General features: G+C 68.7%; 24 protein-coding genes. 13 read left to right on the top strand and 11 right to left on the bottom strand.

Annotation, left to right across the window (positions count from 1 at the left end):
- Window positions 1-129: 129 nt before the first annotated feature.
- The gene (locus tag N415_RS08865) at window positions 130-1,626 is read left to right on the top strand and encodes a cellulase family glycosylhydrolase (RefSeq protein ID WP_081665139.1); all 1,497 of its coding nucleotides are present in this window, start codon (window positions 130-132) and stop codon (window positions 1,624-1,626) included.
- Between the two features lie 82 nt (window positions 1,627-1,708).
- Here N415_RS08865 and dapE read toward each other — a convergent pair whose 3' ends face one another.
- On the bottom strand, window positions 1,709-2,773 hold the full coding sequence (gene dapE, locus N415_RS08870) for a succinyl-diaminopimelate desuccinylase (RefSeq protein WP_068179761.1): 1,065 nt from the start codon (window positions 2,771-2,773) through the stop codon (window positions 1,709-1,711).
- Between the two features lie 35 nt (window positions 2,774-2,808).
- Between dapE and dapD the strand changes: the two genes are divergently transcribed.
- Window positions 2,809-3,771, top strand: a complete 963-nt coding sequence (dapD, locus tag N415_RS08875) for a 2,3,4,5-tetrahydropyridine-2,6-dicarboxylate N-succinyltransferase (protein ID WP_152531299.1) — start codon at window positions 2,809-2,811, stop codon at window positions 3,769-3,771.
- Between the two features lies 1 nt (window position 3,772).
- Here the strand turns inward: dapD and N415_RS08880 are convergent, their stop codons facing one another.
- From N415_RS08880 to N415_RS08895, 4 genes are all read right to left on the bottom strand, one after another.
- Window positions 3,773-5,050: an MFS transporter gene (locus tag N415_RS08880; protein ID WP_068179890.1), complete on the bottom strand. Its 1,278-nt coding sequence runs from the start codon at window positions 5,048-5,050 to the stop codon at window positions 3,773-3,775.
- Between the two features lie 206 nt (window positions 5,051-5,256).
- A complete protein-coding gene (locus tag N415_RS08885) occupies window positions 5,257-6,687 on the bottom strand; it encodes an acyl-CoA synthetase (protein WP_068179767.1) in 1,431 nt (476 codons plus the stop codon).
- A 9-nt stretch (window positions 6,688-6,696) separates the two neighbouring features.
- Window positions 6,697-7,608 carry an alpha/beta hydrolase gene (locus N415_RS08890; RefSeq protein WP_068179770.1) on the bottom strand — a complete coding sequence of 304 codons (912 nt, stop codon included), beginning with the start codon at window positions 7,606-7,608 and terminating at the stop codon, window positions 6,697-6,699.
- Window positions 7,609-7,709: 101 nt separating this feature from the next.
- Entirely contained in the window at window positions 7,710-9,179 is a 1,470-nt protein-coding gene (locus N415_RS08895) for an aldehyde dehydrogenase family protein (protein WP_068179782.1), read from the bottom strand.
- Between the two features lie 246 nt (window positions 9,180-9,425).
- Here N415_RS08895 and N415_RS08900 point away from each other — a divergent pair, with 246 nt between their 5' ends.
- Genes N415_RS08900 through N415_RS08920 form a run of 5 tightly spaced genes read left to right on the top strand, consistent with a single transcriptional unit; the run spans window position 9,426 to window position 12,586 of the window.
- Window positions 9,426-9,974, top strand: a complete 549-nt coding sequence (locus tag N415_RS08900; RefSeq protein ID WP_068179784.1) for a MaoC family dehydratase N-terminal domain-containing protein — start codon at window positions 9,426-9,428, stop codon at window positions 9,972-9,974.
- Window positions 9,974-10,384, top strand: a complete 411-nt coding sequence (locus tag N415_RS08905; RefSeq protein ID WP_068179787.1) for a Zn-ribbon domain-containing OB-fold protein — start codon at window positions 9,974-9,976, stop codon at window positions 10,382-10,384. Before N415_RS08900 ends, N415_RS08905 begins: the two co-directional genes overlap by 1 nt.
- Complete coding sequence (locus N415_RS08910; RefSeq protein WP_068179789.1) at window positions 10,381-10,821, top strand: MaoC family dehydratase; 441 nt, start codon at window positions 10,381-10,383, stop codon at window positions 10,819-10,821. The genes N415_RS08905 and N415_RS08910 overlap by 4 nt, the downstream gene beginning before the upstream one ends.
- Window positions 10,818-11,987 (top strand): lipid-transfer protein, encoded by a 1,170-nt coding sequence (locus tag N415_RS08915; protein ID WP_068179790.1) that lies wholly within the window; start codon window positions 10,818-10,820, stop codon window positions 11,985-11,987. The genes N415_RS08910 and N415_RS08915 overlap by 4 nt, the downstream gene beginning before the upstream one ends.
- Window positions 11,984-12,586 (top strand): TetR/AcrR family transcriptional regulator, encoded by a 603-nt coding sequence (locus tag N415_RS08920; RefSeq protein WP_068179791.1) that lies wholly within the window; start codon window positions 11,984-11,986, stop codon window positions 12,584-12,586. Before N415_RS08915 ends, N415_RS08920 begins: the two co-directional genes overlap by 4 nt.
- Before the next feature lie 3 nt (window positions 12,587-12,589).
- On the opposite strand, the gene N415_RS08925 is transcribed toward N415_RS08920, so the two are convergent.
- From N415_RS08925 to pruA, 3 genes are all read right to left on the bottom strand, one after another.
- Window positions 12,590-13,336 carry an MBL fold metallo-hydrolase gene (locus N415_RS08925; RefSeq protein WP_068179793.1) on the bottom strand — a complete coding sequence of 249 codons (747 nt, stop codon included), beginning with the start codon at window positions 13,334-13,336 and terminating at the stop codon, window positions 12,590-12,592.
- 115 nt (window positions 13,337-13,451) lie between these two features.
- Window positions 13,452-14,420, bottom strand: coding sequence for a proline dehydrogenase family protein (locus N415_RS08930; protein WP_068179799.1), 969 nt, complete (start codon window positions 14,418-14,420; stop codon window positions 13,452-13,454).
- Entirely contained in the window at window positions 14,420-16,051 is a 1,632-nt protein-coding gene (pruA, locus tag N415_RS08935; RefSeq protein ID WP_068179804.1) for an L-glutamate gamma-semialdehyde dehydrogenase, read from the bottom strand. Before pruA ends, N415_RS08930 begins: the two co-directional genes overlap by 1 nt.
- A gap of 84 nt (window positions 16,052-16,135) precedes the next feature.
- Between pruA and N415_RS08940 the strand changes: the two genes are divergently transcribed.
- A complete protein-coding gene (locus N415_RS08940) occupies window positions 16,136-17,716 on the top strand; it encodes a helix-turn-helix domain-containing protein (protein ID WP_068179807.1) in 1,581 nt (526 codons plus the stop codon).
- Between the two features lie 285 nt (window positions 17,717-18,001).
- Window positions 18,002-18,490 carry a PE family protein gene (locus tag N415_RS08945; RefSeq protein WP_068179811.1) on the top strand — a complete coding sequence of 163 codons (489 nt, stop codon included), beginning with the start codon at window positions 18,002-18,004 and terminating at the stop codon, window positions 18,488-18,490.
- Window positions 18,491-18,594: 104 nt separating this feature from the next.
- Here the strand turns inward: N415_RS08945 and N415_RS32585 are convergent, their stop codons facing one another.
- The 3 genes from N415_RS32585 to N415_RS08960 form a co-directional block, all read right to left on the bottom strand.
- A complete protein-coding gene (locus tag N415_RS32585; protein ID WP_068179821.1) occupies window positions 18,595-19,347 on the bottom strand; it encodes an SHOCT domain-containing protein in 753 nt (250 codons plus the stop codon).
- Between the two features lie 134 nt (window positions 19,348-19,481).
- The gene (locus tag N415_RS08955; protein ID WP_068179824.1) at window positions 19,482-19,811 is read right to left on the bottom strand and encodes a hypothetical protein; all 330 of its coding nucleotides are present in this window, start codon (window positions 19,809-19,811) and stop codon (window positions 19,482-19,484) included.
- A gap of 116 nt (window positions 19,812-19,927) precedes the next feature.
- Window positions 19,928-20,395, bottom strand: coding sequence for a hypothetical protein (locus tag N415_RS08960; protein ID WP_152531296.1), 468 nt, complete (start codon window positions 20,393-20,395; stop codon window positions 19,928-19,930).
- Between the two features lie 171 nt (window positions 20,396-20,566).
- Between N415_RS08960 and N415_RS08965 the strand changes: the two genes are divergently transcribed.
- Genes N415_RS08965 through N415_RS32200 form a run of 4 tightly spaced genes read left to right on the top strand, consistent with a single transcriptional unit; the run spans window position 20,567 to window position 24,387 of the window.
- Entirely contained in the window at window positions 20,567-21,370 is an 804-nt protein-coding gene (locus N415_RS08965) for a Stf0 family sulfotransferase (RefSeq protein ID WP_068179833.1), read from the top strand.
- A complete protein-coding gene (gene cysD / locus N415_RS08970; RefSeq protein WP_068179836.1) occupies window positions 21,367-22,284 on the top strand; it encodes a sulfate adenylyltransferase subunit CysD in 918 nt (305 codons plus the stop codon). The genes N415_RS08965 and cysD overlap by 4 nt, the downstream gene beginning before the upstream one ends.
- Complete coding sequence (gene cysC / locus N415_RS08975) at window positions 22,284-24,194, top strand: adenylyl-sulfate kinase (protein ID WP_068179839.1); 1,911 nt, start codon at window positions 22,284-22,286, stop codon at window positions 24,192-24,194. Before cysD ends, cysC begins: the two co-directional genes overlap by 1 nt.
- 55 nt (window positions 24,195-24,249) lie before the next feature.
- Entirely contained in the window at window positions 24,250-24,387 is a 138-nt protein-coding gene (locus N415_RS32200) for a hypothetical protein (RefSeq protein WP_193376421.1), read from the top strand.
- Window position 24,388: the final 1 nt, after the last annotated feature.

Consider the following 24,388-nt stretch of genomic DNA (forward strand, 5'->3'; position numbering starts at 1 on the left):
GCCGCGGCGGCCGACGCCGCCGCGCAGGCGCGCCGCATTGTGCGCCAACCGTGACGCGTCCGTGTTACCGCGGTGACTATTGCGCCTCACTGTTTCCGAAAGTGACTTCGCTCGGGGCTTGGAGGCTGCATGCGTATCCGCCCTTCGCGTGCGGCCCGGCTGCTCGCGGCCGGTTTGCTGATAGCTGCGCTGACGACTGACGCGTCGTCGGTCGTCGCCCCGCCCCGCGCGATGGCGGCGCCCACCGGGCCGACGCTGCCGCTGGGCCACGCCGGCCGCTGGATGACCGACGCCGACGGGCGCGTGGTGATCCTGCACGGGCTCAACCAGGTGTACAAGATTCCGCCGTACACGCCGTCGGCCGACGGGTTCGGCGACGACGACGCGGCCTTCCTGCAGGCCAACGGCTTCAACGCGATGCGGGTCGGTGTCATCTGGGCCGCCGTGGAGCCGCAGCCGCTCGTCTACGACGACAACTACCTCAACTCGATCGCCCAGACCGTGGCGACCCTGGCGTCGCATGGCATCGTCAGCCTGCTCGACTTCCATCAGGACCTCTACAACGAGGCGTTCCAGGGCGAGGGCGCCCCCGCGTGGGCCGTGGCGCAGGCGGGCCTGCCCAACCCGCAACTCGGCTTTCCCGGCAACTACTTCCTCAACCCCGCCGAGGAGTACGCCTGGAATGCCTTCTGGCGCAATGCCCCCGCGCCCGACGGAATCGGGCTGCAGGATCATTACGCGCGGGCGTGGGCGCACGTCGCGGGCTTCTTCCACGGCAACCCGGGGGTGTTCGGCTACGAGGTGTTGAACGAGCCGTGGCCCGGCTTCATCTGGGAGGGCTGCTTCGACTTCGTTCTGGGCTGCCCGGTGCAGGACCACAAGCTGACCGTGTTCTACCGGAAGGTGGTGCCGGTCATCCGCGCGGCCGACCCCACCACGCTCGTGTTCTTCGAGCCGAACACGCTGTCCGACGAGGGCGTCCACACCGACCTCGGCGGAGTGGTCGACCCGAGCACCGGCTTCTCCTTCCACGATTACTGCGCCATCGAATCGGTGCTGCACAAGAACATCACCTGCCGCTTCCAGGACGGCCTGACGATCACCAACGCGAACCTCTACGCGTTCTTCCACCACATCCCGCCGCTGCTGACCGAGTTCGGCGCCACCAACGACCTGAAGAACATCGCCGAGGTGATGCGCCACACCGACCGACAGCGGATGGGCTGGCTGGAATGGGCGTACACCGGCAACGACAAGACAAGCTCGTCGCCGACCGACCAGGCGCTGGTCTTTGACCCGAGCCAGCCGCCGACCGGCGCCAACGTCAACGCGGCCAAGCTGGCGGTGCTCGCCGCGCCGTACCCGCAGGTGGTGGCGGGCACGCCGCGGGAGTGGTCGTTCCAGTCGGGCGTCTTCCGGCTCTGCTACACCACTGAGCGGGCCGACCACGCGGGCAGCTTCGCGCCCGGCGCGCAGACGTTCATCTCGGTGCCGCCCGTCGAGTATCCGAACGGCTACCACGCGAATGTCACGGGCGGACAAGTTGTTTCGCCGCCCAACGCGCCCGTGCTGGCCGTCGTGGCGAACGCGGGCGCGGGCAGGGTCGACGTGGTCGTGACACCCTGACGCCCGCATCCTCCGCCGAGCGTCACGCTGGCGTGGCCGTCGGCGCCGAGCGTCACGCTAGTGCGACGCTCGAGCCGGTCCGTCAGCCGCCCAGGTAGCGCCGCAGCATCTCCACCGCGGCGGTGATGTTGGCGATGGGCACCCGCTCGTCGCGCGTGTGCGCCAGGTTCGGATCGCCCGGGCCGAAATTGACCGCCGGGATGCCCAGCGCGGCGAACCGCGCCACGTCGGTCCAGCCGTACTTCGCGCGCACCCGGCCGCCGGCGGCCTCGACCAGCGCCTTGGCCGCGGGCTGGGACAGGCCGGGCAGCGCGCCCGCCGCCGAGTCGGTCATCTCGATGCGAACGTCCAGCCCGTCGAACACCTCGTGCACGTGCTGCAGCGCCGTCTCGACCGACCGGTCCGGGGCGAAGCGGAAGTTGACGGTCACCGCGGCCGCGTCGGGGATCACGTTGCCGGCCACGCCGCCTTCGATGCGCACCGCCGACAATCCCTCGCGATACTCACAGCCGTCGATGTCCACGCTCCGCGCCCGATACGAAGCCAACCGGTCCAGAACGGCGCCCAGCTTGTGAATTGCGTTGTCGCCCAACCAGGATCGCGCCGAATGCGCGCGCGTCCCGGCGGCGCTGATCACCACCCGCAGCGTGCCCTGGCAACCCGCCTCGATGAAGCCGCCGGTCGGCTCGCCCAGGATCGCGACGTCGGCGGACAACCAGTCCGGCAGCTCGCGCTCGATGCGACCCAAACCGTTTGCCGCCGCGTCGATTTCCTCGCAGTCGTAGAAGACCAGCGTCAGGTCGTGCACCGGCTCGGCCACGGTGGCGGCCAGGTGCAGGAAGACCGCGTCGCCGGATTTCATGTCCGCGGTGCCGCAACCCCACAGTTCCCCGTCGTCCAACCGACTCGGCAGATTTTCCGCGATCGGCACGGTGTCGAGGTGCCCGGCCAGCAGCACCCGCGACGGCCGACCCTGCGAAGTGCGCGCCAGCACGGCGTCGCCGTTGCGGATGATCTCGAAGCCGTCGGTCTGGGCCCGCAGCGCGGCCTCCACCTCGTCGGCCAGGCGCGCCTCGTCCCGCGACTCGCTGGGGATGTCGACCAGCGCCGCGGTCAGCGCGATCGGGTCCCCGCGTAGGTCCAGCACGCCCCCAAGGGTAGTGGTTGGGCCCGGCAAGTAACCTGACCGCCGTGACTGGAGCTGTAGGTATTGGGCTGGCGACGCTGGCCCACGACGGGTCGGTGCTCGACACGTGGTTTCCCGCACCGGAACTGACGGAATCGGGCACCACTGACACCACTGCCACGTCGCGGCTGGCGTTGTCCGACGTTCCGCCGGAACTGGTCGCGCTGGTCGGCCGCGACGACGATCGCGGCACCGAGACCGTCGCGGTACGCACCGTCATCGGTTCGCTGGACGACGTGGCCGCCGACGCCTACGACGCCTACCTGCGGCTGCACCTGCTGTCGCACCGGTTGGTGGCGCCGCACGGGCTGAACGCCGGCGGCTTGTTCGGGGTGTTGACGAACGTCGTGTGGACTAATCGCGGTCCCTGCGCGATCGAAGGTTTCGAGGCGGTCCGGGCACGGCTGCGCCGGCACGGGCCGGTGACCGTCTACGGCATCGACAAGTTCCCGCGGATGGTCGACTACGTCCTGCCCACCGGGGTGCGCATCGCCGACGCCGACCGGGTGCGCCTGGGCGCGCACCTGGCGCCCGGCACGACGGTGATGCACGAGGGTTTCGTCAACTACAACGCCGGCACCCTGGGCGCGTCGATGGTGGAGGGGCGCATCTCCGCGGGGGTCGTGGTGGGCGACGGCTCGGACGTCGGCGGCGGGGCGTCGATCATGGGCACGCTGTCCGGCGGTGGCACGCAAGTGATTTCGATTGGCAAGCGGTGTCTGCTCGGCGCCAACGCGGGCCTGGGCATCTCGCTGGGCGACGACTGCGTCGTCGAGGCCGGCCTGTACGTCACCGCGGGCACCAAGGTGACAACGCCCGACGGCAAATCGGTCAAGGCCCGCGAGCTCTCGGGCGCCAACAACCTGTTGTTCCGGCGCAATTCGGTCACCGGGGCGGTTGAGGTGGTGGCCCGCGACGGTCAGGGCATCGCGCTGAACGAAGACCTGCACGCCAACTGAGTCAGACCGCCACGTCCTCCAGGCCCAGCGTCGTGCCGTTGGTTTCCGGAAGCAGGTAGGTGCAGACCAGGCCGACCGACGTCAGCGCGGCCAGCATGGCGCCGATCGCCCAGCTGCCGTAGGTCGCCAGGAGCGTCCCGGCGAGCAGCGGCGGCAGGGCCCCGCCGACGACCCCGGCGAGGTTGAGGGCCAGCGCCGACCCGCTGTAGCGGTACCGCGTGGCGAACAACTCCGGGATGAAGGCGGCGGTGGGTCCGGAGCCGATCGCTCCACCGATCGCCATCCCGACGACGGCAACCACGTACAGCGCCGGATTGCGGGTGTTCAGCAGCGGCATCACCACGAACGCCCAGGGCAACAGCAGCGACCAGCCCAGCAGCATCAGGCGGCGGCGCCCGACCAGGTCGGACAGGGTGGCCGAGGCCGCCACCGTCGCGATGCTGACCAGCCCGGACAGCGCGCCCACCGACCAGATGAAGCCGCGGGTGTATCCGAGGTGCGAGTTGGCGTAGATGAGCAGATAGGTGTGCCCCAGGTAGCCGAACCCGAAGCCGCCCAGCAGGGTGCCGCCGGCCAGCAGGATCTCGCGGCGCTGCAGGCGCCACAGCTCCCCGAGCGGCGCCTTGGGCACCAGGTCGCGCGCCTTCTCCTCGGCGAACACCGGGGTCTCGTCGATGTTGAGCCGCACATAGAGCGCGATCCCGATCAGCCCCGCGCTGAACAGGAACGGCAGCCGCCATCCCCACTGCATGAACGCGGCGCTGTGCTCCCCGATGCTGAAGTTGACGCCCAAGAAGGTCAGGCTGGCGAGCACCGCCGCGGTGCCGGCGCCGAGCAGGGTGAACATGCCGTAGCGGCCCCGCTTGCCGGGGGGCGCGTACTCGGCGCTCAGCAGCGCCGACCCCGCCCATTCACCGCCGACGGCGAACCCCTGCATGAGTCGCAACACGATCAGGATCAACGGGGCGGCCGCACCGATGGCGGCCGTGCTGGGCACCAGCCCGACGCTGACGGTCGAGACCGCCATGATCAGCAGCGTGGCGATCAGCGTCTTCTTGCGGCCCAGCCGGTCGCCGAAGTACCCGAACACGGCGGCGCCCAGCGGCCGGGACAGGAACGCCGTCGCGAACGTCGCCAGCGAGGCGACGACGCCCAGCGTCGAACCGAGGCGCGGGAAGAACACCGTCGGGAACACCAGCGCGGCCGCGGTGCCGTAGATGAGGAAGTCGTAGTACTCGATCGCCGAGCCGACGAGGCAGGCGGCCGCCACCCGCCGCATAGGCGTGTGGGCGCGCTCGGCCACAACCGTCGGCAGTTCCGTCACGACTACGACGGTAGGTGAAGGTGCGCTCTCACGCTCGATGGAAAACCTGGCAAAATGCTGCGTGTCTCGCCCGGGCCGATGGCCGCGAGCGCGCGTGTTTGCACAGCGACACGCCGTGAAGGACGTACATTTGCGCGCGCTCGAGCCAGACAGCCCGCGGCTCAGCCCTCGGACAGCAGCTGCTTCTTGAGCACCTTGCCCATCGCGTTGCGGGGCAGCGCCTCCACCAAGCGCACCTCGCGCGGGCGCTTGTGTATCGAAAGCTCTTGGGCGACGTAGTTGATCAGTTCGTCGGTGTTCAGGTCGGACGAGCCGACGACGAAGGCGACGATGCGCTGGCCCAGGTCCTCGTCGGGCAGCCCGACGACGGCCGCCTCCTGCACGCCGGGGTGCCCGAGCAGCGAGGTTTCGATTTCGCCGGCGCCGACGCGGTATCCGCCGGACTTGATCAGGTCGACCGACTCGCGTCCGACGATGCGATGCATGCCGGCGTCGTCGACGACCGCGACGTCGCCGGTGCGGTACCAGCCGTCGTCCCCGAACGCCTCGGCGGTGGCCTCGGGCCGGTTCAGGTAGCCGTCGAACATCATCGGGCCCCGAACCTGAAGCCGCCCAACGGTTTCCCCGTCGTGCGGCACCGGGTTGTCGTTGTCGTCGAGCAGCCTGGTCTGCACGCCGGCGACCGGCAGGCCGACCCAGCCCGCGCGGCGCTCGCCGTCGGCCCGGGTGGAGATGGTGATCAGCGATTCCGAGGCGCCGTAGCGTTCGATGGGCTGATGCCCGGTGAGCTGGGCCAGCCGGTCGAACACCGGCACCGGCAGCGGCGCGCTGCCGGACACCAGGAGCCGCGCCGGGCGGAGCGCCTCGGCCGCCGACGCGTCGCCGACCAAGCGCGACCACACGGTCGGCACCGCGAAGAACAGCGAGCCCCCCGACTCCGAGGCCGCTTTCGCATAGCCGGCCGGAGTGGGTCTGCCGGTGTGCACGAAGCGGTTTCCGATCCGCAGCGACCCGAGCAGGCCCAGCACCAGCCCGTGCACGTGGAACAGCGGCAGGCCGTGCACCAGGACGTCGTCGGCGGTCCACTGCCAGGCCTCGGCGAGCGCGTCGAGGTCCGCCGCGATCGCCCGGCGGCTCAGCACGACGCCCTTGGGCAGCCCGGTGGTGCCCGATGTGTAGATGATCATCGCGGTGGCATCGGGTGACGGCTCGGGATAGCGGTGCCAGGAGCGGGCGTGCAGTCGCACCGGAATGTGCGGCAGCCCTTCGGCTGCCGAGTCGTCGGCGGGTTCGGGCCCTAGCCAGGCCCGTGCGCCGGAGTCGGTGAGCATGTGCCGGCGCTCGGCTGCACCGACGTCGGAGGGCACCGGCACGAAGGGCACGCCCGCGATCAGGCAGCCGGTGATCGCCAGGACGGTCGCCGCGGACGGCGTGGCCAGGACCGCGACCCGTTCCGCGCCGGCCACCCGCTCGGCGACCGAGGTGGCGGCGCCGACCAGGTCGCTGCGACTCAGCGTGACGCCGTCGATGCTGACCGCGTCCGCGATGTCGGTGGTGGTAACGGCCGAGGGGTTCAGCGATGCCAGCAGCACGACTGCAGGCTACCCGGCCTTCTCGTCCCAGATCTTCATCAGGGTGGACAGGATCTCCTCGCCGCGGCCCAGCCCGGCCAGATGGCTTTCGCCGGGTAGCACGAACAGCTCCGCGTCGGGCAGCAGCGAGACGACGTGCTCACCGTGGGCGAACGGGACGATGTGGTCGCTGTCGCCGTGCCACCACCGGACCGGGACTTTGACCTCGTTGAGCCGGAATCCCCAGTCCCGGGTGAACAAGATCACGTCGTTGAACGGGGCCGCCAATTGCTTGCGGCTGCCGTTGAGCAGGTCGTCGAGGAACATCGCGGCGAACTCCGGCCGGGTAAGCAGGCGCCGGTCCCCTTCCGGCGATATCGCGGCGTAGAGGTACAGCGCGGGATTGGCGACCGGGCGGATCGCCCGGATCACCAGGCTGGCGCCGATCCGCAGCGGATCGCCCCCCAGCCGCAAGAACGGCGCCGCCCGCTTGCCCAGGTTCATCAGGCCGCTGGTGATCCCCTCGTCACCGAGGAACGGTGCGACGCCGCCGAGCACGCCGACCGCGACGACACGATCGGGCAGCACCGCACCGGACGCGAGCGCGTACGGTCCGCCGCCGGACAGGCCGATGACCGCCATCTTGTCGATGCCCAGCGTGTCGGCGATCGTGCGCAGGTCCTCGCCGAAGGCCCGGATGTTCTCGTACCGATGGGGCGTCGACGAACCGGTGCCCGGCCGGTCCATGCCGATCAGGCGGATGTCGTTCTGTTCGGCGTAGACGCGGGCTTCGACCGGGATCTGCCGGCGGGCGCCCGGCGTCCCGTGCAGCCAGAAGACCGCGCGACCCCACGGGGCGCCGAACTCGGCGAACCCGATCTGGCGGTCCTCACCGACCGCGATATTGCCTTCGAGCTTGGGGCGGGCGATCGCGATGGCCATGCCTGAAGCTTTTCATGTGACGCGCCGATTACGAAAGGCTCACGGCCTGCTGGACGAAGGACCGGAATCTCGACGTGCCGGCCTCCGCGAAATTAGCCGCGCTACGCCGGGACGCCGATGGCCTTCACCTCCATGTACTGGTGCAGTCCGCTGACGCCGCCGCTCTCCCGGCCGAACCCGCTGAGTTTGAAGCCGCCGAACGGGGCGTCGCCGGGGCCGACGCCGTTGACCGCGACCTGGCCGGTGCGAATGCGGCGGGCCACTCCTACGGCGCGGCCGACGTCGGCGCCCCACACGGCGCCCGACAGCCCGTAGCGCGAGTTGTTGGCGATCGCGACTGCGTCGTCGTCGTCACGGTAGCGAAGCACCGACAGCACGGGCCCGAACACTTCCTCCTGGGCGATCGTCGAATCCGGGTCGACGCCGGTGAGGATCGTCGGTTCGAAGTAGAAGCCGACGTCCAGGCCGGCCGGGCGCCCACCACCGGTCGCGAGTTTCGCGCCCTCGCGCACGGCGCCGTCGACGTGCGCCTGCACGCGGTCGCGCTGCGCCGCGCTGATGAGCGGACCCATTTGCGCCGCAGGGTCTTTCGGGTCACCGACCTTGACGTCGCGGGCAAGCGCGACCAGCCGGTCGACGACGTCGTCGTGCAGCGAATCGGGAAGCAGCAGCCGGCTGTGCAGGATGCAGGCCTGCCCCGCGTGCAGCGAGCAGCTGTCGAACAGCATCTGGCGCAGCATCTCGTCGGTCACCTCGGTGTCGTCGAGGACGATGCTCGCCGACTTCCCACCGCATTCCAGCAGCAGGCGCTTCATCGCGTCGCCGGCGGCGCGCATGACCTCGCAGCCGACCGCCGAGCTGCCCGTGAAGCTGATCATGTCGATGCGCGGATCCGTGGTGAGCAGCTTCGCGGCCTCGAGACCCGACGGCGTCACGACGTTGACCACGCCCGGCGGGATGTCAGTCTCCTCGTCGATGACGCGGGCGAGCGCCAGCCCGGCCAGCGGCGTCAGCGGCGACGGCTTGAGCACGACGGTGTTGCCCGCCGCCAGGGCGTTGTTCACCTTCATGACGTTGAGGCAGTGCGGGAAGTTCCACGGCGTCAGGATCGACACGACGCCGAGCGGCTCGCGACGCAGCAACGTCGTTCCCGCACCGATCCCGGTGACCGGCTCGTCGATCAGCTTCGTGGCGAGCTGGGCGGCGTGCATGGACATGTATCCGGTGCCGTCGATCTGCATCATGCGCTCGTTCGCGACGCAGCCCCACTCCCGTTGGGACAGCGCGAAGAACTCGTCGGCATGCCTGAGCAGGGCCTCGCCGAGCTGATTGAGGCAGCCGGCCCGGTCGCCGGGGCCCATCTGAGCCCATGGGCCGGCGTCGAAGGCCCGGCGCGCGGCCGCGATCGCCTCGCTGACCTGCGCGACGCTGGCATCGGGTGCGGTGCCCATGGTCTGTTCGGTGGCCGGGTCGATGTCGTCGTAGCGACCGCCCTCGGGATCGACCCATCTGCCGTCGATGTAGAGCAGGTAGGTGTCGACAAGGGACCGCGGAGTCTGTAGCTCGGTCATGCACTTCCTCACCCGAACGTCGGTCAACTAGACAGTCAGTGTTCACTCGCGCGGGCCGCCCGTCAATCACCAATACGGCGAATTAGCTGCTGTTTTCGGGGTTTCCGGTGTATTGACAGGGGCGGTTGGGCCGGGGTAGACACAACGGGCTGACACATTAGAAGGATGTGTCGGATTGCGCCCGAGGGAGGCTCGCCGTGCGGACTACCTTTCCCCTGCACTGCTCATAGATTGGAGAGCGAGTTAGTGACGGAAACAGAGAGCGAGGTTCGCGACAAGCTGCGGGCGCTCGTCGGCCAGGCCACCGGCGGTTCCGGAATGCCCTCGGTGGCACCGGATCCGGTCAACCAGCCGATGATCCGGCACTGGGCCCACGCGCTCAACGACATGAACCCGGTCTACCTCGACCCGGAGTTCGCGGCGTCGTCCCGGTTCGGCGGCATCGTGTCGCCTCCGGTCATGCTGCAAACCTGGATAATGCCGTCACCGAAACTCGAAGGCATCAAGGAGCGCGGCGGCGCCCCGGTCGAAATCGAGGGCAACCCAACCGCATTCCTCGACGAGGCCGGTTACACCAGCACCGTCGCGACCAACTCGGAATTCGAGATCGAGCGGTATCCGCGGCTGGGCGACGTCGTCAGCTCGACATCGATTTTCGAGCACGTCTCGGACCTGAAGCGCACGGCCCTGGGGACGGGGTACTTCCTGACGTGGGTGATCACCTACACCAACCAGGACGGTGAGGTGCTGGGGCGACAGCGATTCCGCGTGCTGCGTTTCAGGCCGGAACGCTGATGGCGCCCCGCCTGGCGCCGGCGATCAGCCCGGACACCGAGTTCTTCTGGAACGGACTGCGCGACCACAAGCTCCTGATCCAGCGCTGCGGCGGGTGCGGTGCGCTGCGCCACCCGCCCCGGCCCATGTGCCCCAACTGCCGCTCCCTGGACTGGGAAGCAATCGAGTCGTCGGGTCGCGGCGCCGTCTACAGCTACGTGATGCCGCACGAGCCCCGGTTCCCGTTCTTCGACTATCCCTACGTCGTCGCGCTGGTGGAGCTCGACGAGGGGGTGCGGCTCGTCTCGAACCTGTGCGGGATCGACCCGGCCGAGATCAAGGTCGGGATGCCCGTCGAGGTCTACTACCAGAACTTCGATAACGACCTTGTGCTGCACCAGTTCCGGCCTGCTTCGGAAGGACACCGATGACGATTGCCACGCTGAAATGGGCCGATATCGAGGTCGGCGACGAGGTGACGACGCTCGAAATCCCCGTCAGCACAACGACGATCGTCGCCGGCGCGATCGCGACGCGCGACTTCATGCCGGTGCATCACGACCGCGACTACGCCATCGAGCAGGGCTCGCCGAACTTGTTCATGAACATCCTGACCACCAACGGGTATTGCGTGCGCTTCCTCACCGACTGGGCCGGCCCCGAGGCGATGGTGAAGAACCTGTCGATTCGTCTTGGCGTGCCGTGCTTTCCCGACGATCCGCTGCGCTTCACCGGCAGCGTGACATCCAAGACGGAAGGTTCGGACGGTGAGAACTTCGTCGAGGTGACGTTCAAGGGCTCCAACAGCCTTGGCGATCACGTCTCGGGCACCGCCGTTCTGAGCCTGCTCGACGGGACTGGCGCATGAGCTCCTCGCTGCCCGGGAGTTGCGCCATCGTCGGCATCGGCCAGACCGAGTTCTCCAAGGAATCCGGACGCAGCGAGCTGCAATTGGCTTGTGAGGCGGTCAGCGCCGCGCTCGACGACGCCGGCCTGGCACCCGCCGACGTCGACGGCATGGTCACCTTCACCATGGACTCCAGCGACGAGATCGACATCGCCCGCAACGTCGGTATCGGCGACCTGAGCTTCTTCTCCCGCGTACACCACGGCGGCGGCGCGGCGGCCGGCACGGTCGTGCACGCGGCGATGGCCGTCGCGACCGGCGTCGCCGACGTAGTGGTGTGCTGGCGCGCCTTCAACGAGCGCTCCGGCTTCCGCTTCGGCGGCAGCGGGCGCGACATGAGCGCGACGCCGCTGTTCATGGCGCACTACGCGCCGTTCGGATTGCTCACCCCCGCGGCCTGGGTCGCGATGCACGCCCAGCGCTACATGTCCACCTACGGGGTGACCAACGAGGACTTCGGCCGCATCGCCGTCGTCGACCGGGCGCACGCGGCCAAGAACCCCGACGCGTGGTTCTACCAGCGCCCGATCACTCTTGAGGACCACCAGAACTCGCGCTGGATCGTCGAACCCGTGCTGCGGCTGCTGGATTGCTGCCAGGAGAGCGACGGCGGGGTCGCGCTGGTGGTGACGAGCGCCGAACGCGCCCGCGACCTGCGCCAGCCGCCGGCGGTGATCACCGCGGCTGCTCAGGGCGCGGCCGCCAACGGGGAGATGATGACCAGCTATTACCGCGACGACATCACCGGGCTCCCGGAGATGGGGGTGGTCGCGAACCAGCTGTGGCGCGATTCGGGCCTCAAGCCCCAAGACATCCAAACCGCCTTCATCTACGACCATTTCACCCCGTTCGTGTTCACGCAGCTCGAGGAGCTGGGCTTCTGTGGCCGCGGCGAGGCCAAGGACTTCGCCACCGTCGAGCGGCTATCGCTCGGCGGCGAACTGCCGATCAACACCAACGGCGGGCTGCTCGGGGAGGCCTACATTCACGGCATGAACGGCATCACGGAGGGGGTACGTCAGGTGCGTGGCACTTCACACAACCAGGTCGACAACGTCGAACACGTGCTGGTCACGTCGGGAACCGGGGTGCCGACTAGCGGGCTGATCCTCGCGCCGGCCGGATGACCCACCCGACCGCAACCGACACCCGCGAATTGATCGTCAACTCCGCGTATGAGTGTTTCAGCAGGCAAGGGCTGCAGAAGACGACGATCGTCGATATCGCCAAGGCCGCCAACGTATCTCGGAGCACGGTCTACGAGTACTTCAGCGACAAGGGCGCGATCGTCGAGGCGTGCGCCGAACACGCGTCCGAACGCTTCTACCGCGAGATGTCCAAGGCGATGGACCAGGGCAGCTCGCTCGAGGACAAGCTGAGCCGCGCGGCTGTGTTCGTCACCCAGGCGCGGCGCGCGATCGCATCGGAGAAGTACTTCGACGAGGACGCGACCAGCCTGCTGCTGACGAAGGACGCCGCGGTGTTGCTGCGTGAGTGCGTCGACTTCTTCGCGCCCTATCTCTCCGCGGCCAGGCTCACCGGCGAGGTCCGCAAGGACCTCGACATCGAGGCCGCCGCGGAATGGTTCGCCCGCATGCTCTTTTCGCTCTTCAGCACGCCGTCGTCGACGCTGGACATGGACGACCCCGAGGTGGTGGCGGAGTTCGTGCGCACACACGTGGTGCGGGGATTCGCCAGCGATCGCCCGTGGCCCCGCCGCGGTTAACGCTCAGCGGCGCTGTTGCGGCCAAACGGTTCCGGCATCGTGGACGGGTCGGCCGTGGCCGGGCAGCAGGTGCGCGACCGGTAGCTCCTCGAGGCGCTCGCGGGTGGCGGCGGCACTTGACGGGTCGACGATTTCCGGTGTGTGCCAGGCCTTGCCGCGAACGGTCAGCACGGCATCACCGGACAGCAGCGCCCGGGTGGTCGGATTCCACAGCGCCACGCTGTCGTCGGTGTGACCGCACGCGTTGACCACCGTCCACTCCGGCGCGCCGGGCAGCGGCCGGCCGTCGACGAGCGCACCGGCCGGCGGCGGGCCCGTCCAGCGCATGCCGAACGGGGTGCCGTACCCCGCCACCCGGGCGCCACCGACGAACCCGGCCAAGCCGATCCGATCGAGCGGCTGGTCGATCATGGTGGGCCAGATGGTCGCGGCCTTCGCCAGGGTTGGCGTGCGCGGCTTTGCCCCGTCGAGATAGGTAAGCGTGGTGTCGGGCAACCAGATTGGCGCGCCATGACGGGCGGCGAGGGCCGCCGCGCCGGCGACATGGTCGCTGTGCCCGTGCGTCGCCACCACGGCGTGCAGGGTTCCGCCCAGCCGATCCAGCACCGGCACCAGGTCTTCAGCGACCCGCGGCAGCCCCGCGTCCACCACCACCACGCCGTCGCCGGTCCGCAGGACGTAGCAGTTGAGGATCCAGCGCGACAGCCGGGTGATGCCGAGGTCGGGCATCTCATCGACAACCAGGCTCATGCCCGAGAGGCTACGCCCGGCGCTACATCGAGTGTGCACGCTGGGCGTTGCGTGTACGGCCAGGGCGGGATTTCGGCGATTTCTTCTGCCTGGGTTCACACTGAAGGCCCTGAGTTCACACTCGGTGCGTAGCCAACGCCCGCAGGAAGAACGCCAGGTTGGCCGGCCGCTCGGCGAGCCGCCGCATGAAGTATCCGTACCACTGGGTGCCGAACGGCACGTATACCCGCACACGGTTGCCCGCGTCGGCCAACCGTCGCTGCTCGCCGTCGCGGATGCCGTACAGCATCTGGTATTCGAAATCGCTCGCACCGCGCCCGGATTCGGCTGCCATGGCGGGCACTACGGAAATGATGGCCGGATCGTGCGTCGCGACCATCGGATAGCCCGACCCCGCCATCAGCACCCGAAGGCAACGCAGGTACGAGTCGGCGACGTCGGCGTCGTCCCGGTAGGCCACCGACGCCGGCTCGTCGTAGGCGCCCTTGCACAACCGGATCCGGGCACCGGACGCGGCGAATTCCTCGCAGTCGCCCAGCGTGCGCCGCAGGTAGGCCTGCAAAACCGTGCCCAGCCAAGGGAAGTCGGCGCGCAGGTCGCGCACGATCGTCAGCGTCGAATCGGTGGTGGTGTGGTCCTCGGCGTCCACCGTCACCCAGATACCCGCGCGCTGCGCGGCAGAGCAGATGGACCAGGCGTTCTCCCGTGCGATCTTCTCGCCGTCGCGCTCCAGCGACTGACCCAGCGCCGACAGCTTGAGCGACACCTCCAGCGGCCGACCGCCGTCATCGCCCAGGTCGCCGGAGCGGCCCAGCGCCTCGATCAAATCCAGGTAGGTCTGCGTCGCCGCGTCGGCGTCGTCGGCGTCGGTGACGTCCTCGCCGAGGTAGTCGACGCTGACCCAGCGGCCCGAATCACGCAGCGCAGCAACGCTATTGAGTGCCGACTCGATCGTCTCCCCCGGCACGAACCGGCGGACCACCCGGCGGGTGACCGGCAACCGCTCGGCGGCCCGGCGCAACCCCTCGCGCCGCCGGGCCGCCATGATGGCCGGTCGCACGGTGCGCGCGAACAGCCCGCCCATCAGTCGGCCGCCATGTGCGGATAGGTGTGGTCGGTGGCTGGGACGAACGTCTCCTTGATGGTGCGGGCCGACGTCCAGCGCAACAGGTTCAGCACCGATCCGGCCTTGTCGTTGGTGCCCGACCCGCGCGAACCGCCGAACGGCTGGCGCCCGACCACCGCCCCGGTCGGCTTGTCGTTGACATAGAAGTTCCCGGCGGCGAACCGCAGCCGCTCCTGCGCGGTCAGCACCGCGGCCCGGTCGTCGGCGATGACCGCGCCGGTCAACGCGTACCGCGAACCGGTGTCGACGACGTCGAGGATTCGTTCGTACTGGTCGTCGGGATAGACGTGCACCGACAGCAGCGGGCCGAAGTACTCGGTCGCGAACGACTCGTCGGTCGGGTCGTCGGACAGCAGCACGGTCGGCCGCACAAAATAGCCGACGGCGTCGTCGTATTCGCCGCCCACCGCGATGGTCATCCCGGGCGCGCCCTTCGCCCGCTCGATGGCATCGACGTTCTTGATGAAGGCGCGCCGGTCGATCAGGGCGCCGCCATAATTGGTCAGGTCGGTGATGTCGCCGTAGCGCAGGGCGGCCGTCTTGCCCAGGAAGTCGTCGCCCATGCGCTGCCACACCGAATGCGCGACGAACGCCCGCGACGCCGCCGAGCATTTCTGCCCCTGGTAGTCGAAGGCACCGCGAATCAGCGCCGTGCACAACACATCCGGGCGCGCCGAGGAGTGCGCGACGACGAAGTCCTTGCCGCCGGTCTCCCCGACCAGCCGCGGATAGCTGCGGTAGCGGCCGATGTTCGCGCCCACCCGCTGCCACAGGTGTTGGAAGGTGGCCGTCGACCCGGTGAAGTGGACGCCGGCCAGCCGCGGATCATCCAGCGCCACATCGGAAACCGCGAACCCGTCGCCGGTGACCAGGTTGATCACACCGGGCGGCAGGCCCGCGGCCTCCAACAGTTGCATGGTCAGATACGCCGACAGCGTCTGGGTGATGGACGGCTTCCAGACGACGGTGTTGCCCATCAGCGCGGGCGCGGTCGGCAGGTTGCCGGCGATCGAGGTGAAGTTGAACGGCGTGATCGCGTAGACAAAGCCGTCCAGCGGGCGGTATTCGCTGCGGTTCCACTCGCCGGGTCCGCTGATCGGCTGCTGCGCCAGGATCTGCCGGGCGAACGCCACGTTGAACCGCCAGAAGTCGACCTGCTCGCACGGCGAGTCGATCTCGGCCTGGTAGACGGACTTGGATTGGCCGAGCATCGTTGCGGCCGCAATCTTTTCCCGCCAGGGCCCAGCCAGCAGGTCGGCGGCCCGCAGGAACACCGCGGCCCGCTCGTCGAAGGGCATCGCCGCCCAGGCGTCCTTGGCGGCCATCGCGGCCTCTATGGCGGCCGTCGCGTCGGCGTGCCCGGCGTTGGTCAATGTGCCCAGCGTCGCGGCGTGCCGGTGCGGCTGGACGACGTCGATGCGCTCGCCGTCGCCCATCCGATGGTTGCCGCCGATGACATGCGGCAGGTCGATCGGGTTGTCGGCGAGTGCGCTGAGCTCGGTGAGCAGGCGCGCGCGTTCGGGAGATTTCGGGGCGTAGTCGTGGACCGGCTCGTTGGTCGGCAGCGGAACCTGGGTGATCGCGTCCATGCCGCTAAGGGTCCCCCGCGCGGGCGGCGATCCCGTTAGCCGATCGGACAAGAACTGCGGGGTCACGTAGTAAGATCAGACAACATGCAAACGGCGCGGGTCGGCCTGGGCCAGCTGCTGCTTGCGCTGGACGCGACGCTGGTCAGCCTGGTGGACGCCCCCCGCGGCCTCGATCTGCCGGTGGGATCGGCGGCGCTGATCGATTCCGACGACGTGCGGCTGGGCCTGGCCGCGGCGGCCGGTTCGGCCGACGTCTTCTTCCTGCTCGGGGTCCGCGACGACGAGGCGCTGCGATGGCTCGACCAGCAAGCGCGCGCGCCGGTCGCCATCTTCGCCAAGGAGCCGTCGGCCGCCCTGGTGGCGACGGCGGTCGCGGCCGGGTCGGCGGTGGTGGCCGTCGAACCGCGGGCGCGCTGGGAACGGCTCTACCAGTTGGTCAACCACGTCCTGGAACATCACGGCGACCGCGGCGATCCCGTCGACGATTCGGGCACCGACCTGTTCGGCCTGGCGCAGTCGCTGGCCGACCGCATCCACGGCATGGTCTCCATCGAGAACGCCCAGTCGCAGGTGCTCGCCTACTCGGCCTCCAACGACGAGGCCGACGAGCTGCGCCGCCTGTCCATCCTGGGGCGCGCCGGCCCGCCCGAGCATCTGGAGTGGATCGGCCAGTGGGGCATCTTCGATGCGCTGCGGTCCGGCGGCGAGGTGGTGCGCGTCGCCGAGCGCCCGGAGTTGGGACTGCGCCCGAGGCTGGCCATCGGGATCCATCAGCCACCGGCCGGTGCGCGCCGGCCGCCGACATTCGCCGGCACCATCTGGGTGCAGCAGGGCTCGCAGCCGCTGGCCGACGACGCCGACGAGATGTTGCGCGGGGCAGCGGTTTTGGCCGCCCGGATCATGGCCCGGCTGGCCGCCCGGCCGTCCACCCATGCGCGACGGGTGCAGCAACTCCTCGGCCTCACCGACGACGAGCCCGCCGACGTGCCCGCCATCGCCCGCGAACTCGGCGTCGCCGCCGACGGGGCCGCCGCGCTCATCGGCTGGGACACCCGGGCCCGGCATCCGCGGCTGGCCGACGTCCTGGCGTTGAGCGCCAGCGCCTTTCGCCGCGACGCTCAGGTCGCCGCGCGCGGCTCGCGCATCTATGTGCTGCTGCCGCAGACCGCTCCCACCCGGTCGGTCACCTCGTGGGTGCGCGGCACGATCGGCGCGCTGCGCACCGAACTCGGCGTCGAGCTACGCGCGGCCATCGCCGCGCCGGTCGTGGCCCTCACCGAGGTCGCCGCGGCGCGCGCGGAGGTGGACCGCGTGCTCGACAGCGCCGAGCGACACCCGATTCTCGGACAGGTGACCACGCTGGCCGAGGCGCGGACCACCGTCCTGCTCGACGAGATCGTCACCCTGGTCGGCGCCGACAAGCGCCTCGTCGATCCCCGGATCCGCGACCTGCGGGAGCGGGATCCCGTGCTGGCCGAGACGCTGCGCACCTATCTGGACAGCTTCGGCGACGTCGGCGCGGCCGCGCACGCGCTGCGGGTGCATCCCAACACCGTCCGCTACCGGGTGCGACGAATCGAAAAGTTGCTTGGCACCTCGCTTTCCGATCCCGAAGTGAGGCTCCTGTTTTCGCTGGGGCTGCGGGTGACCGAACGCCCGGCGTAGTTACCCACCGTTGGCAGTCTGTCCACAACTGAGCTTTTCGCTGCTGCCAGCCCCGGGGCGCACCGTACTAGATTCGAAAATTGTTCGATTCCCGCCGCCCGACGAAGTAGCTCCACCCCCCTTGCCCGGCAACCCACTGCCGGGCAAGCGTGGTCTAGGGGTCGTTACCCACCTGGCTGCTGCCGCGTGGACCCAAAAACCGAGTAGGCGAGTACTTACAACAAAGCGCAATAACCCATGCATTATTCGTGTCACCAACTGACGACTCCGGGCGGGAGGACAGACATGGCGTATGTGATCGCGGCCCCTGAAATGATGATGGCGGCGACAACGGATTTGGCAGCCATTGGCTCAAACGTCGACGCTGCCCATATGGTGGCGGCCGCCCGGACGACTGCTGTCACGCCCGCCGCCGCCGACGAGGTGTCGACGGCAATTGCGCAGGTGTTCTCCCAGCACGCCATGACCTATCAGGCGGCGGCCGGGCAGGCGGCCGCGTTCAGCGATCAGTTCGTGCAGGCCCTCAAGGCTGGCGGGGCCGCCTATGCGCTGGACGAGGCCATCAACGCCGCATCCCTGCAACTACAAATCGCGTTCTTCTCACTGTTGCCTCTGGTGATTCAAAACGGTCTGGCCGTGTACTCAGTGTTGCCTCCGGTGATTCAAAACGTTCTGGCCAACCTGGGCATCGCCATCTTCTTTTTGATCGTGGGGCTCATCCTCGCCTATTTCGTGCTCGCTATCCTGTCGGGCGCGGTCTTCAATGGGAGTTAGCTTTGGCCGGTGACCTTTTGGAGCTGATCACTGCGCCAACGACTTGCGCACGATTGGGCGACCGCGGCATCATGATGCCCACCCGCCGCAACCCTTCTAGCGCTTCATATTTCGTCGATGATCTGCCCGCGCTTGGCCGCGTATTCGGCGTCGGAGATCACACCCGAGGCGCGTAGCGTCTCGAGCTCCTGCAGGCGCTGGGCGGCCGAAGGTTGCGGAGGCGCGGGCTGCGCGCCGCCGGCCATCCCGCCCAGGATCTTGCCCCCGGTGATCACGGTCGGGGTGGTCGGCCGCAACTCGTCCACCACGCGCTGGCTCGGAGCGTCCCGCCCGACCATGAACTTGTGCGGGAACCCGGCGCCTGGGTTGTTGCGCGCCGCGGCCGACAGGTACCGGTTCCCACCACCTTCGATCGGCAGGAAAAGGATCAGGAGTTGACGATCGTCGGGCACCCCCATGCTGCGTTGCATCTGCGGGGTACCGCGGCTGGCGCGAAAGCCGCGCTCCCAAGTCTTCAGGATCCCGCCGGGGACGAGCTGTCCTCCGTTGCGCTTGTCCTCGAGCGCGTATACGTGGCCCGCCGTGATCGCGAGAATGAAGCTGTCCGGCAGACCGGCCATCTCCATGTACTTCGCCATCCCGCCGACGTTCGTCATGGCGGGCATCGCTCGATTGACTTTCCGGCTCATGCGCATCCCCCAGCGGGTGACCGCGCCGACACCGACCGCCTCGGCCGTCATGGCGTCCGTCACCTGCTCGCACCGGGTTGCCGCGACCACGGCTTCGGGGACGACCGACGCCGCGACACTCGCGGCCTGCTGGTTGATCAGCAGTTCTTCCTCGGATAACGCCTTCATGACCACTCCTGGGTTAGTCCCCCGAGTCTGCTCAGCGAATGGTCTCACGAAGAAGCCGCGCGGCGGCTAAGAATCGACAATGCCACCGCTACCGGATCCCGATGCGCGGCCGGTCTTTTCGGTCGGCTTGTGTCCTATTGCCAGTCGACCGGCAGATCGCCCGCATGGTTGGGGCAGACGTCAATGGTGGCGGCCTTCAGGACGTGCGCCGCATCCAGTGGCGGCATTTCCTTGGACAGCACCACGAAGGCGTACTGCCCCGCATACGACGAATACCCCTGGATCATCGCGTCGGCGTGATCGTCCATCAGCGCACACGCTTCCCGCTCGCGGTTGGTGTCGGACTGTGCGACGCCGGTGCCAAACCAGGCGGCCAGGCCGACGGCCGCGACGGTGGTGATGGCCTGGGTGGCGCTCCGGCCGGCGCCATAATACTGGCGTGTGTGTAATTTCTTAGGGGACATGTCGAGTTTTACCCGAGCGACCCAGAAATTAAACGAAATAAACCCGCCGAATTTCGACAGCTATTTGTCGCGACCGACAATTATTACATTAAAAAGACAGGCGTCGAATAACTCCGTCAGCCCAATTGATACGACTCGCGGGACACCCGGAAAAAGTGCCCGGTCCCGGCGTCGGTGCACGTCATCCCGTCGGGCTGGCTGCTGCACGTGATCGCGCCGAGCGATCTCGACTGACCTAAGCCGAGCGCCGGCCACGACCCCGCCCCCGAACCGAGCGCCGAGTACGTGCAGGTGACGTAGGGAGCCTGGCCCTGGTCGAGCCGAAAATCGCGACCCAGATCCGATCCGGGCGGACACGGCCCCCCGTTCTTGTCCCGGCCCACTCCCGGCGGGACCGGGTAGGTGTGGTCCCCGATCTGGCACGTGGCGATCGGCAGCGGAGCGTCCTCGCCGTTGAGAATGCATCGAATGTTTCCCGACGCGGACGCGAACTGCTGGTAATTGTCGTCGGCGTGCGCGCTCGCCGCGCCGAAAAGCAATAGGGCCGGGGCGGCAACGGCAACCGCCGCGGAGATCCTGTTCATTCGGTGCTCCTTTCCAGCGATGTTCGGGTGCGGCATGAACAAGCCGAAAGGCAAGTTTTGCACGCCGGCAATCATCGCATCCGGCACCGCCCGCCGCGCCACAATAGTTATCTTCACCATGAAGACAATTCCATGTCTTGCAGCGGGTTTCGATCCGGATAGGCTTCTTTGGTGACAGAAAAGCCGTCGTCATATTTGGTGTTGGCTTCCCAGCGCAGCGGCAGCACCCTGCTGGTCGAATCGCTGCGCGCGACCGGCGTAGCCGGCGAGCCGCAAGAGTTCTTTCAATACCTGCAAACCACCAGCCAAGCCCCGCAGCCGCGGGAGTGGTTCGCCGATGTGGACGACGCGTCGATCCTGAGCCTGCTCGATCCGCTCGACGAGGGGAAGCCGGACCTCGCGCCGGCCGAGGTCTGGCGCGACTACATCCGCACCGTCGGGCGAACCCCGAACGGCGTGTGGGGCGGCAAGCTGATGTGGAACCAGACACCGCTGCTGTTGAGCCGCGCCAAAGACCTCCCCGATCGGTCGGGCGACGGCCTGCGGGCAGCGATCCGCGACGTGATCGGCGAGGAACCCCTTTACGCGCACGTTTACCGGCCCGATGTGATCTCCCAAGCCGTGTCGTTCTGGCGGGCGGTGCAGACGCGGGTGTGGCGCGGGAGGCCCGATCCGGTCCGCGACGCGCGCGCCACCTATCACGCTGGGGCGATCGCCCACGTCGTCACCATGTTGCGCGCCCAGGAGGAGGGCTGGCGAAACTGGTTCGCCGAAGAGGATATAAAACCCATGGAGATTCCATATCCGGTCTTGTGGCGCAACCTGACTCAGGTCGTGGGCACCATCCTCGATGAACTGGGTCTCGATCCCCGATTGGCTCCGCAGCCGGTGCTGGAGCGCCAGGCCGACCAACGCTCCGACGAGTGGGTGGACCGATATCGTGCGGATGCCGAGCGAGAGGGGCTACCGACATGACCGCAGCGACCGAGACACGCCAAGTCGACGAATTGCGGCTGCTGGAAGCCGAAGCGGTGCACATCATCCGCGAGGTCGTCGCGGAGCTGGAGCGCCCCGTCCTGCTGTTTTCGGCGGGCAAGGACTCGATCGTACTGCTTCGGTTGGCGGAGAAGGCCTTTCGGCCGCTGCCGTTGCCGTTTCCGGTGCTGCACGTCGACACCGGCCACAACTTCCCCGAGGTGATCGAGTTCCGTGACCGCCGGGTCACCGGCCACGGGCACAAGCTGATCGTCGCCTCGGTGCAGGAATCAATCGACAACGGCCGAGTGCCCGACCCGGGCCCCGGCGCCTCGCGCAATCGGGCCCAAACCCGCACGCTGCTGGACGCCTTGGAGGCCGGCGGCTTCGACGCGGCCTTCGGCGGCGCGCGCCGCGACGAGGAACGCGCCCGCGCCAAGGAACGCATCCTGAGCTTCCGCGACGAGTTCGGCCAGTGGGATCCCCGCGCGCAGCGCCCCGAGCCGTGGTCGCTCTACAACGGGCGGATCAAGAAGGGCGAGCAGGTCCGGGTGTTCCCGCTGAGCAACTGGACCGAGCTCGACGTGTGGCGCTACATCGAGCTGGAAGGCCTTGAGATACCGTCGATTTACTACGCCCACGAGCGCGAGGTGTTCGAGCGCGACGGCATCCTGCTGGCGGTCTCGGAGTACGCCAGGCCGCAAAACGGCGAGACCGCGGCAACCGAGTGGGTGCGCTACCGCACGGTCGGCGACCTCACCATCACCGGGGCAGTCAGGTCCCGGGCCACCGACATCACCCGGGTCATCACTGAGATCTCCGCGGCCACCGTCTCCGAGCGCGGCGAGACCCGCGCGGACGACCGCACCTCGGCGGCCGCGATGGAGGACCGCAAGCGAGAGGGCTACTTCTGATGACCGCGACCGAGCACAGCGAAAAGTCCTCGCCGCCCAAGGGGATCACGCGTCAGCTGCTGCGGATCGCCACCGCGGGTTCGGTGGATGACGGTAAGAGCACCCTGATCGGCCGGCTGCTGCACGACACCGACAGCCTTCCGCTGGATCATTTGGAGGCGGTTACCGACGAAGAGGGCGTCGCGGACCTCGCGGCGCTGTCCGACGGCCTGCGCGCCGAACGCGAGCAGGGCATCACCATCGACGTCGCCTACCGCTTCTTCTCCACCGACGCCCGCAGCTACATCCTCGCCGACACGCCGGGCCACGAGCGCTACACCCGCAACATGTTCACCGGCGCCTCCAACGCGCACGTGGCGATCCTGCTGGTCGACGCGCGGGCCGGGGTGCTGCGCCAGACGCGCAGGCACGCCCGCATCGCAAAACTGTTGGGCATCAAGCACTTCGTCGCCACGGTGAACAAGATCGACCTGGTCGACTTCGATGAGGGAAAGTTCTCGGAAGTCAAGGACGAGCTGCGCCAGTTGGCGGCCCGGCTGGGCGGCGTGGACATCACGGTGATCCCGATCGCGGCCAAGCACGGCGACAACGTCGTGCACCGCTCCGAGCGGACCGCGTGGTATGACGGCCCGACACTGCTCGAGTACCTGGAAGGCGTCGAACTGGCCGCGCCGCAGGCCGAGTCGTCGCGGCTGCGGCTGCCGGTGCAGTGGGTGTCCCGGCCGACCGCCGAGGCCCGGCGCCGCTACACGGGCCGGCTCGCGGCGGGGACGCTGCGCGTCGGCGATCCAGTGGTCTCCCTGCCGGCCGGTACCCGCTCGACCGTGACCGCCCTGGACACCCTCGACGACGGCCGCACGACGGCCGTTGCACCGCTTTCGGTTTCGATCGAGCTGGCCGACGACATCGACGTGGGCCGCGGGGACGTGCTCGTCAGCGGCGCCGACGACGCGGCCTTGCCCGTGCTGGCCCGCGAGCTGCACGCGACCGTGTGCTGGTTCGTGGACTCGCCGCTGCGGGCCGGAGACCGCCTCGCGCTCAAACAGACCACCAAGACGGTGCGGGCGACCGTGCAGGAGCTGCACTCGCGGCTGGATCCGGAAACGCTCGACGAGCTCGACGGGCCGGTCGAGCTGGCGCTCAACGACATCGGCACGGTGACGCTGCGCACCAGCTCGACTGTCATCGCCGACAGCTACACCGACAACCGCGACAGCGGTGCGTTCATCCTGATCGACGAAACCACCAACGACACCGTCGGTGCCGGCACCATCATCGAGGCGCGGGAGATCAAGCCGGGCACGCACCCGCGCACCGACATCCGCTGGCATCCCTCGGCACTAGACCGCGGCCACCGCTGGCGGGCCACCGGACAGGCGGGTGCGACGGTCTGGTTCACCGGCCTGCCCGCCTCCGGCAAGTCGACCGTCGCGGTGGCAGTGGAGCGTGCGCTTGTCGAATCGGGGCGAGTGGCCTACCTGCTCGACGGCGACAATCTGCGCCACGGCCTGTCCGACGACCTGGGCTTCTCCCCCGGCGATCGCACCGAAAACATCAGGCGCGTCGGGCATCTGACCCGACTGTTCGCCGACGCCGGCGTCGTCGCGCTGGCGTCACTGGTGTCGCCGCTGCGCTCGGACCGTGAAACGGCTCGCGCGCTCAACGACGCCGCCAAACTGCCCTTCATCGAGGTGCACGTCGCCACGCCGTTGGCCGAATGCGAACGGCGCGACCCGAAGGGCCTCTACGCCCGTGCCCGCCGCGGCGAGCTGACCGGGCTGACCGGGGTCGACGCGCCCTACGAGCCGCCCGAGCACCCGGATCTCGTGCTCGACACCACCGGCGCCGACATCGACGCGCTCGCCGCGCAGGTCATCGCGCTGCTCGACGAACGCGCGCGGCACACCTAAATTCAGCGCGAGCCAATCGCTTGGTCGCCGCCGCTGGCCAGACAACGATGTCATCGTGAGTGAACAGGATTCGAAGCCGCTCGGTTGGCGCGAGCGGCTGGGCTCGGTGTCGGTGGACTGGTGGGCGACCTTGCTCGCCGGCGTGATCACCGCATTGGCGGTGGCCAACGTGCTGCCGAAGATTGCGTGGTGAT

This window comes from Mycobacterium sp. UM_CSW (genome assembly GCF_000455205.1).
Classification (GTDB): Bacteria; Actinomycetota; Actinomycetes; order Mycobacteriales; family Mycobacteriaceae; genus Mycobacterium.

Coding starts and splice junctions, on each gene's coding strand:
- N415_RS08865 (WP_081665139.1), top strand. CDS start 130: ATGCGTATCCGCCCTTCGCGTGCGGCCCGGCTGCTCGCGGCCGGTTTG.
- N415_RS08880 (WP_068179890.1), bottom strand. CDS start 5,050: ATGCGGCGGGTGGCGGCCGCCTGCCTCGTCGGCTCGGCGATCGAGTAC.
- N415_RS08890 (WP_068179770.1), bottom strand. CDS start 7,608: ATGGCCATCGCGATCGCCCGCCCCAAGCTCGAAGGCAATATCGCGGTC.
- N415_RS08895 (WP_068179782.1), bottom strand. CDS start 9,179: ATGACCGAGCTACAGACTCCGCGGTCCCTTGTCGACACCTACCTGCTC.
- N415_RS08905 (WP_068179787.1), top strand. CDS start 9,974: ATGGCGCCCCGCCTGGCGCCGGCGATCAGCCCGGACACCGAGTTCTTC.
- N415_RS08910 (WP_068179789.1), top strand. CDS start 10,381: ATGACGATTGCCACGCTGAAATGGGCCGATATCGAGGTCGGCGACGAG.
- N415_RS08915 (WP_068179790.1), top strand. CDS start 10,818: ATGAGCTCCTCGCTGCCCGGGAGTTGCGCCATCGTCGGCATCGGCCAG.
- N415_RS08920 (WP_068179791.1), top strand. CDS start 11,984: ATGACCCACCCGACCGCAACCGACACCCGCGAATTGATCGTCAACTCC.
- N415_RS08925 (WP_068179793.1), bottom strand. CDS start 13,336: ATGAGCCTGGTTGTCGATGAGATGCCCGACCTCGGCATCACCCGGCTG.
- N415_RS08930 (WP_068179799.1), bottom strand. CDS start 14,420: ATGGGCGGGCTGTTCGCGCGCACCGTGCGACCGGCCATCATGGCGGCC.
- pruA (WP_068179804.1), bottom strand. CDS start 16,051: ATGGACGCGATCACCCAGGTTCCGCTGCCGACCAACGAGCCGGTCCAC.
- N415_RS08940 (WP_068179807.1), top strand. CDS start 16,136: ATGCAAACGGCGCGGGTCGGCCTGGGCCAGCTGCTGCTTGCGCTGGAC.
- N415_RS08945 (WP_068179811.1), top strand. CDS start 18,002: ATGGCGTATGTGATCGCGGCCCCTGAAATGATGATGGCGGCGACAACG.
- N415_RS32585 (WP_068179821.1), bottom strand. CDS start 19,347: ATGAAGGCGTTATCCGAGGAAGAACTGCTGATCAACCAGCAGGCCGCG.
- N415_RS08955 (WP_068179824.1), bottom strand. CDS start 19,811: ATGTCCCCTAAGAAATTACACACACGCCAGTATTATGGCGCCGGCCGG.
- N415_RS08960 (WP_152531296.1), bottom strand. CDS start 20,395: ATGAACAGGATCTCCGCGGCGGTTGCCGTTGCCGCCCCGGCCCTATTG.
- cysD (WP_068179836.1), top strand. CDS start 21,367: ATGACCGCAGCGACCGAGACACGCCAAGTCGACGAATTGCGGCTGCTG.
- cysC (WP_068179839.1), top strand. CDS start 22,284: ATGACCGCGACCGAGCACAGCGAAAAGTCCTCGCCGCCCAAGGGGATC.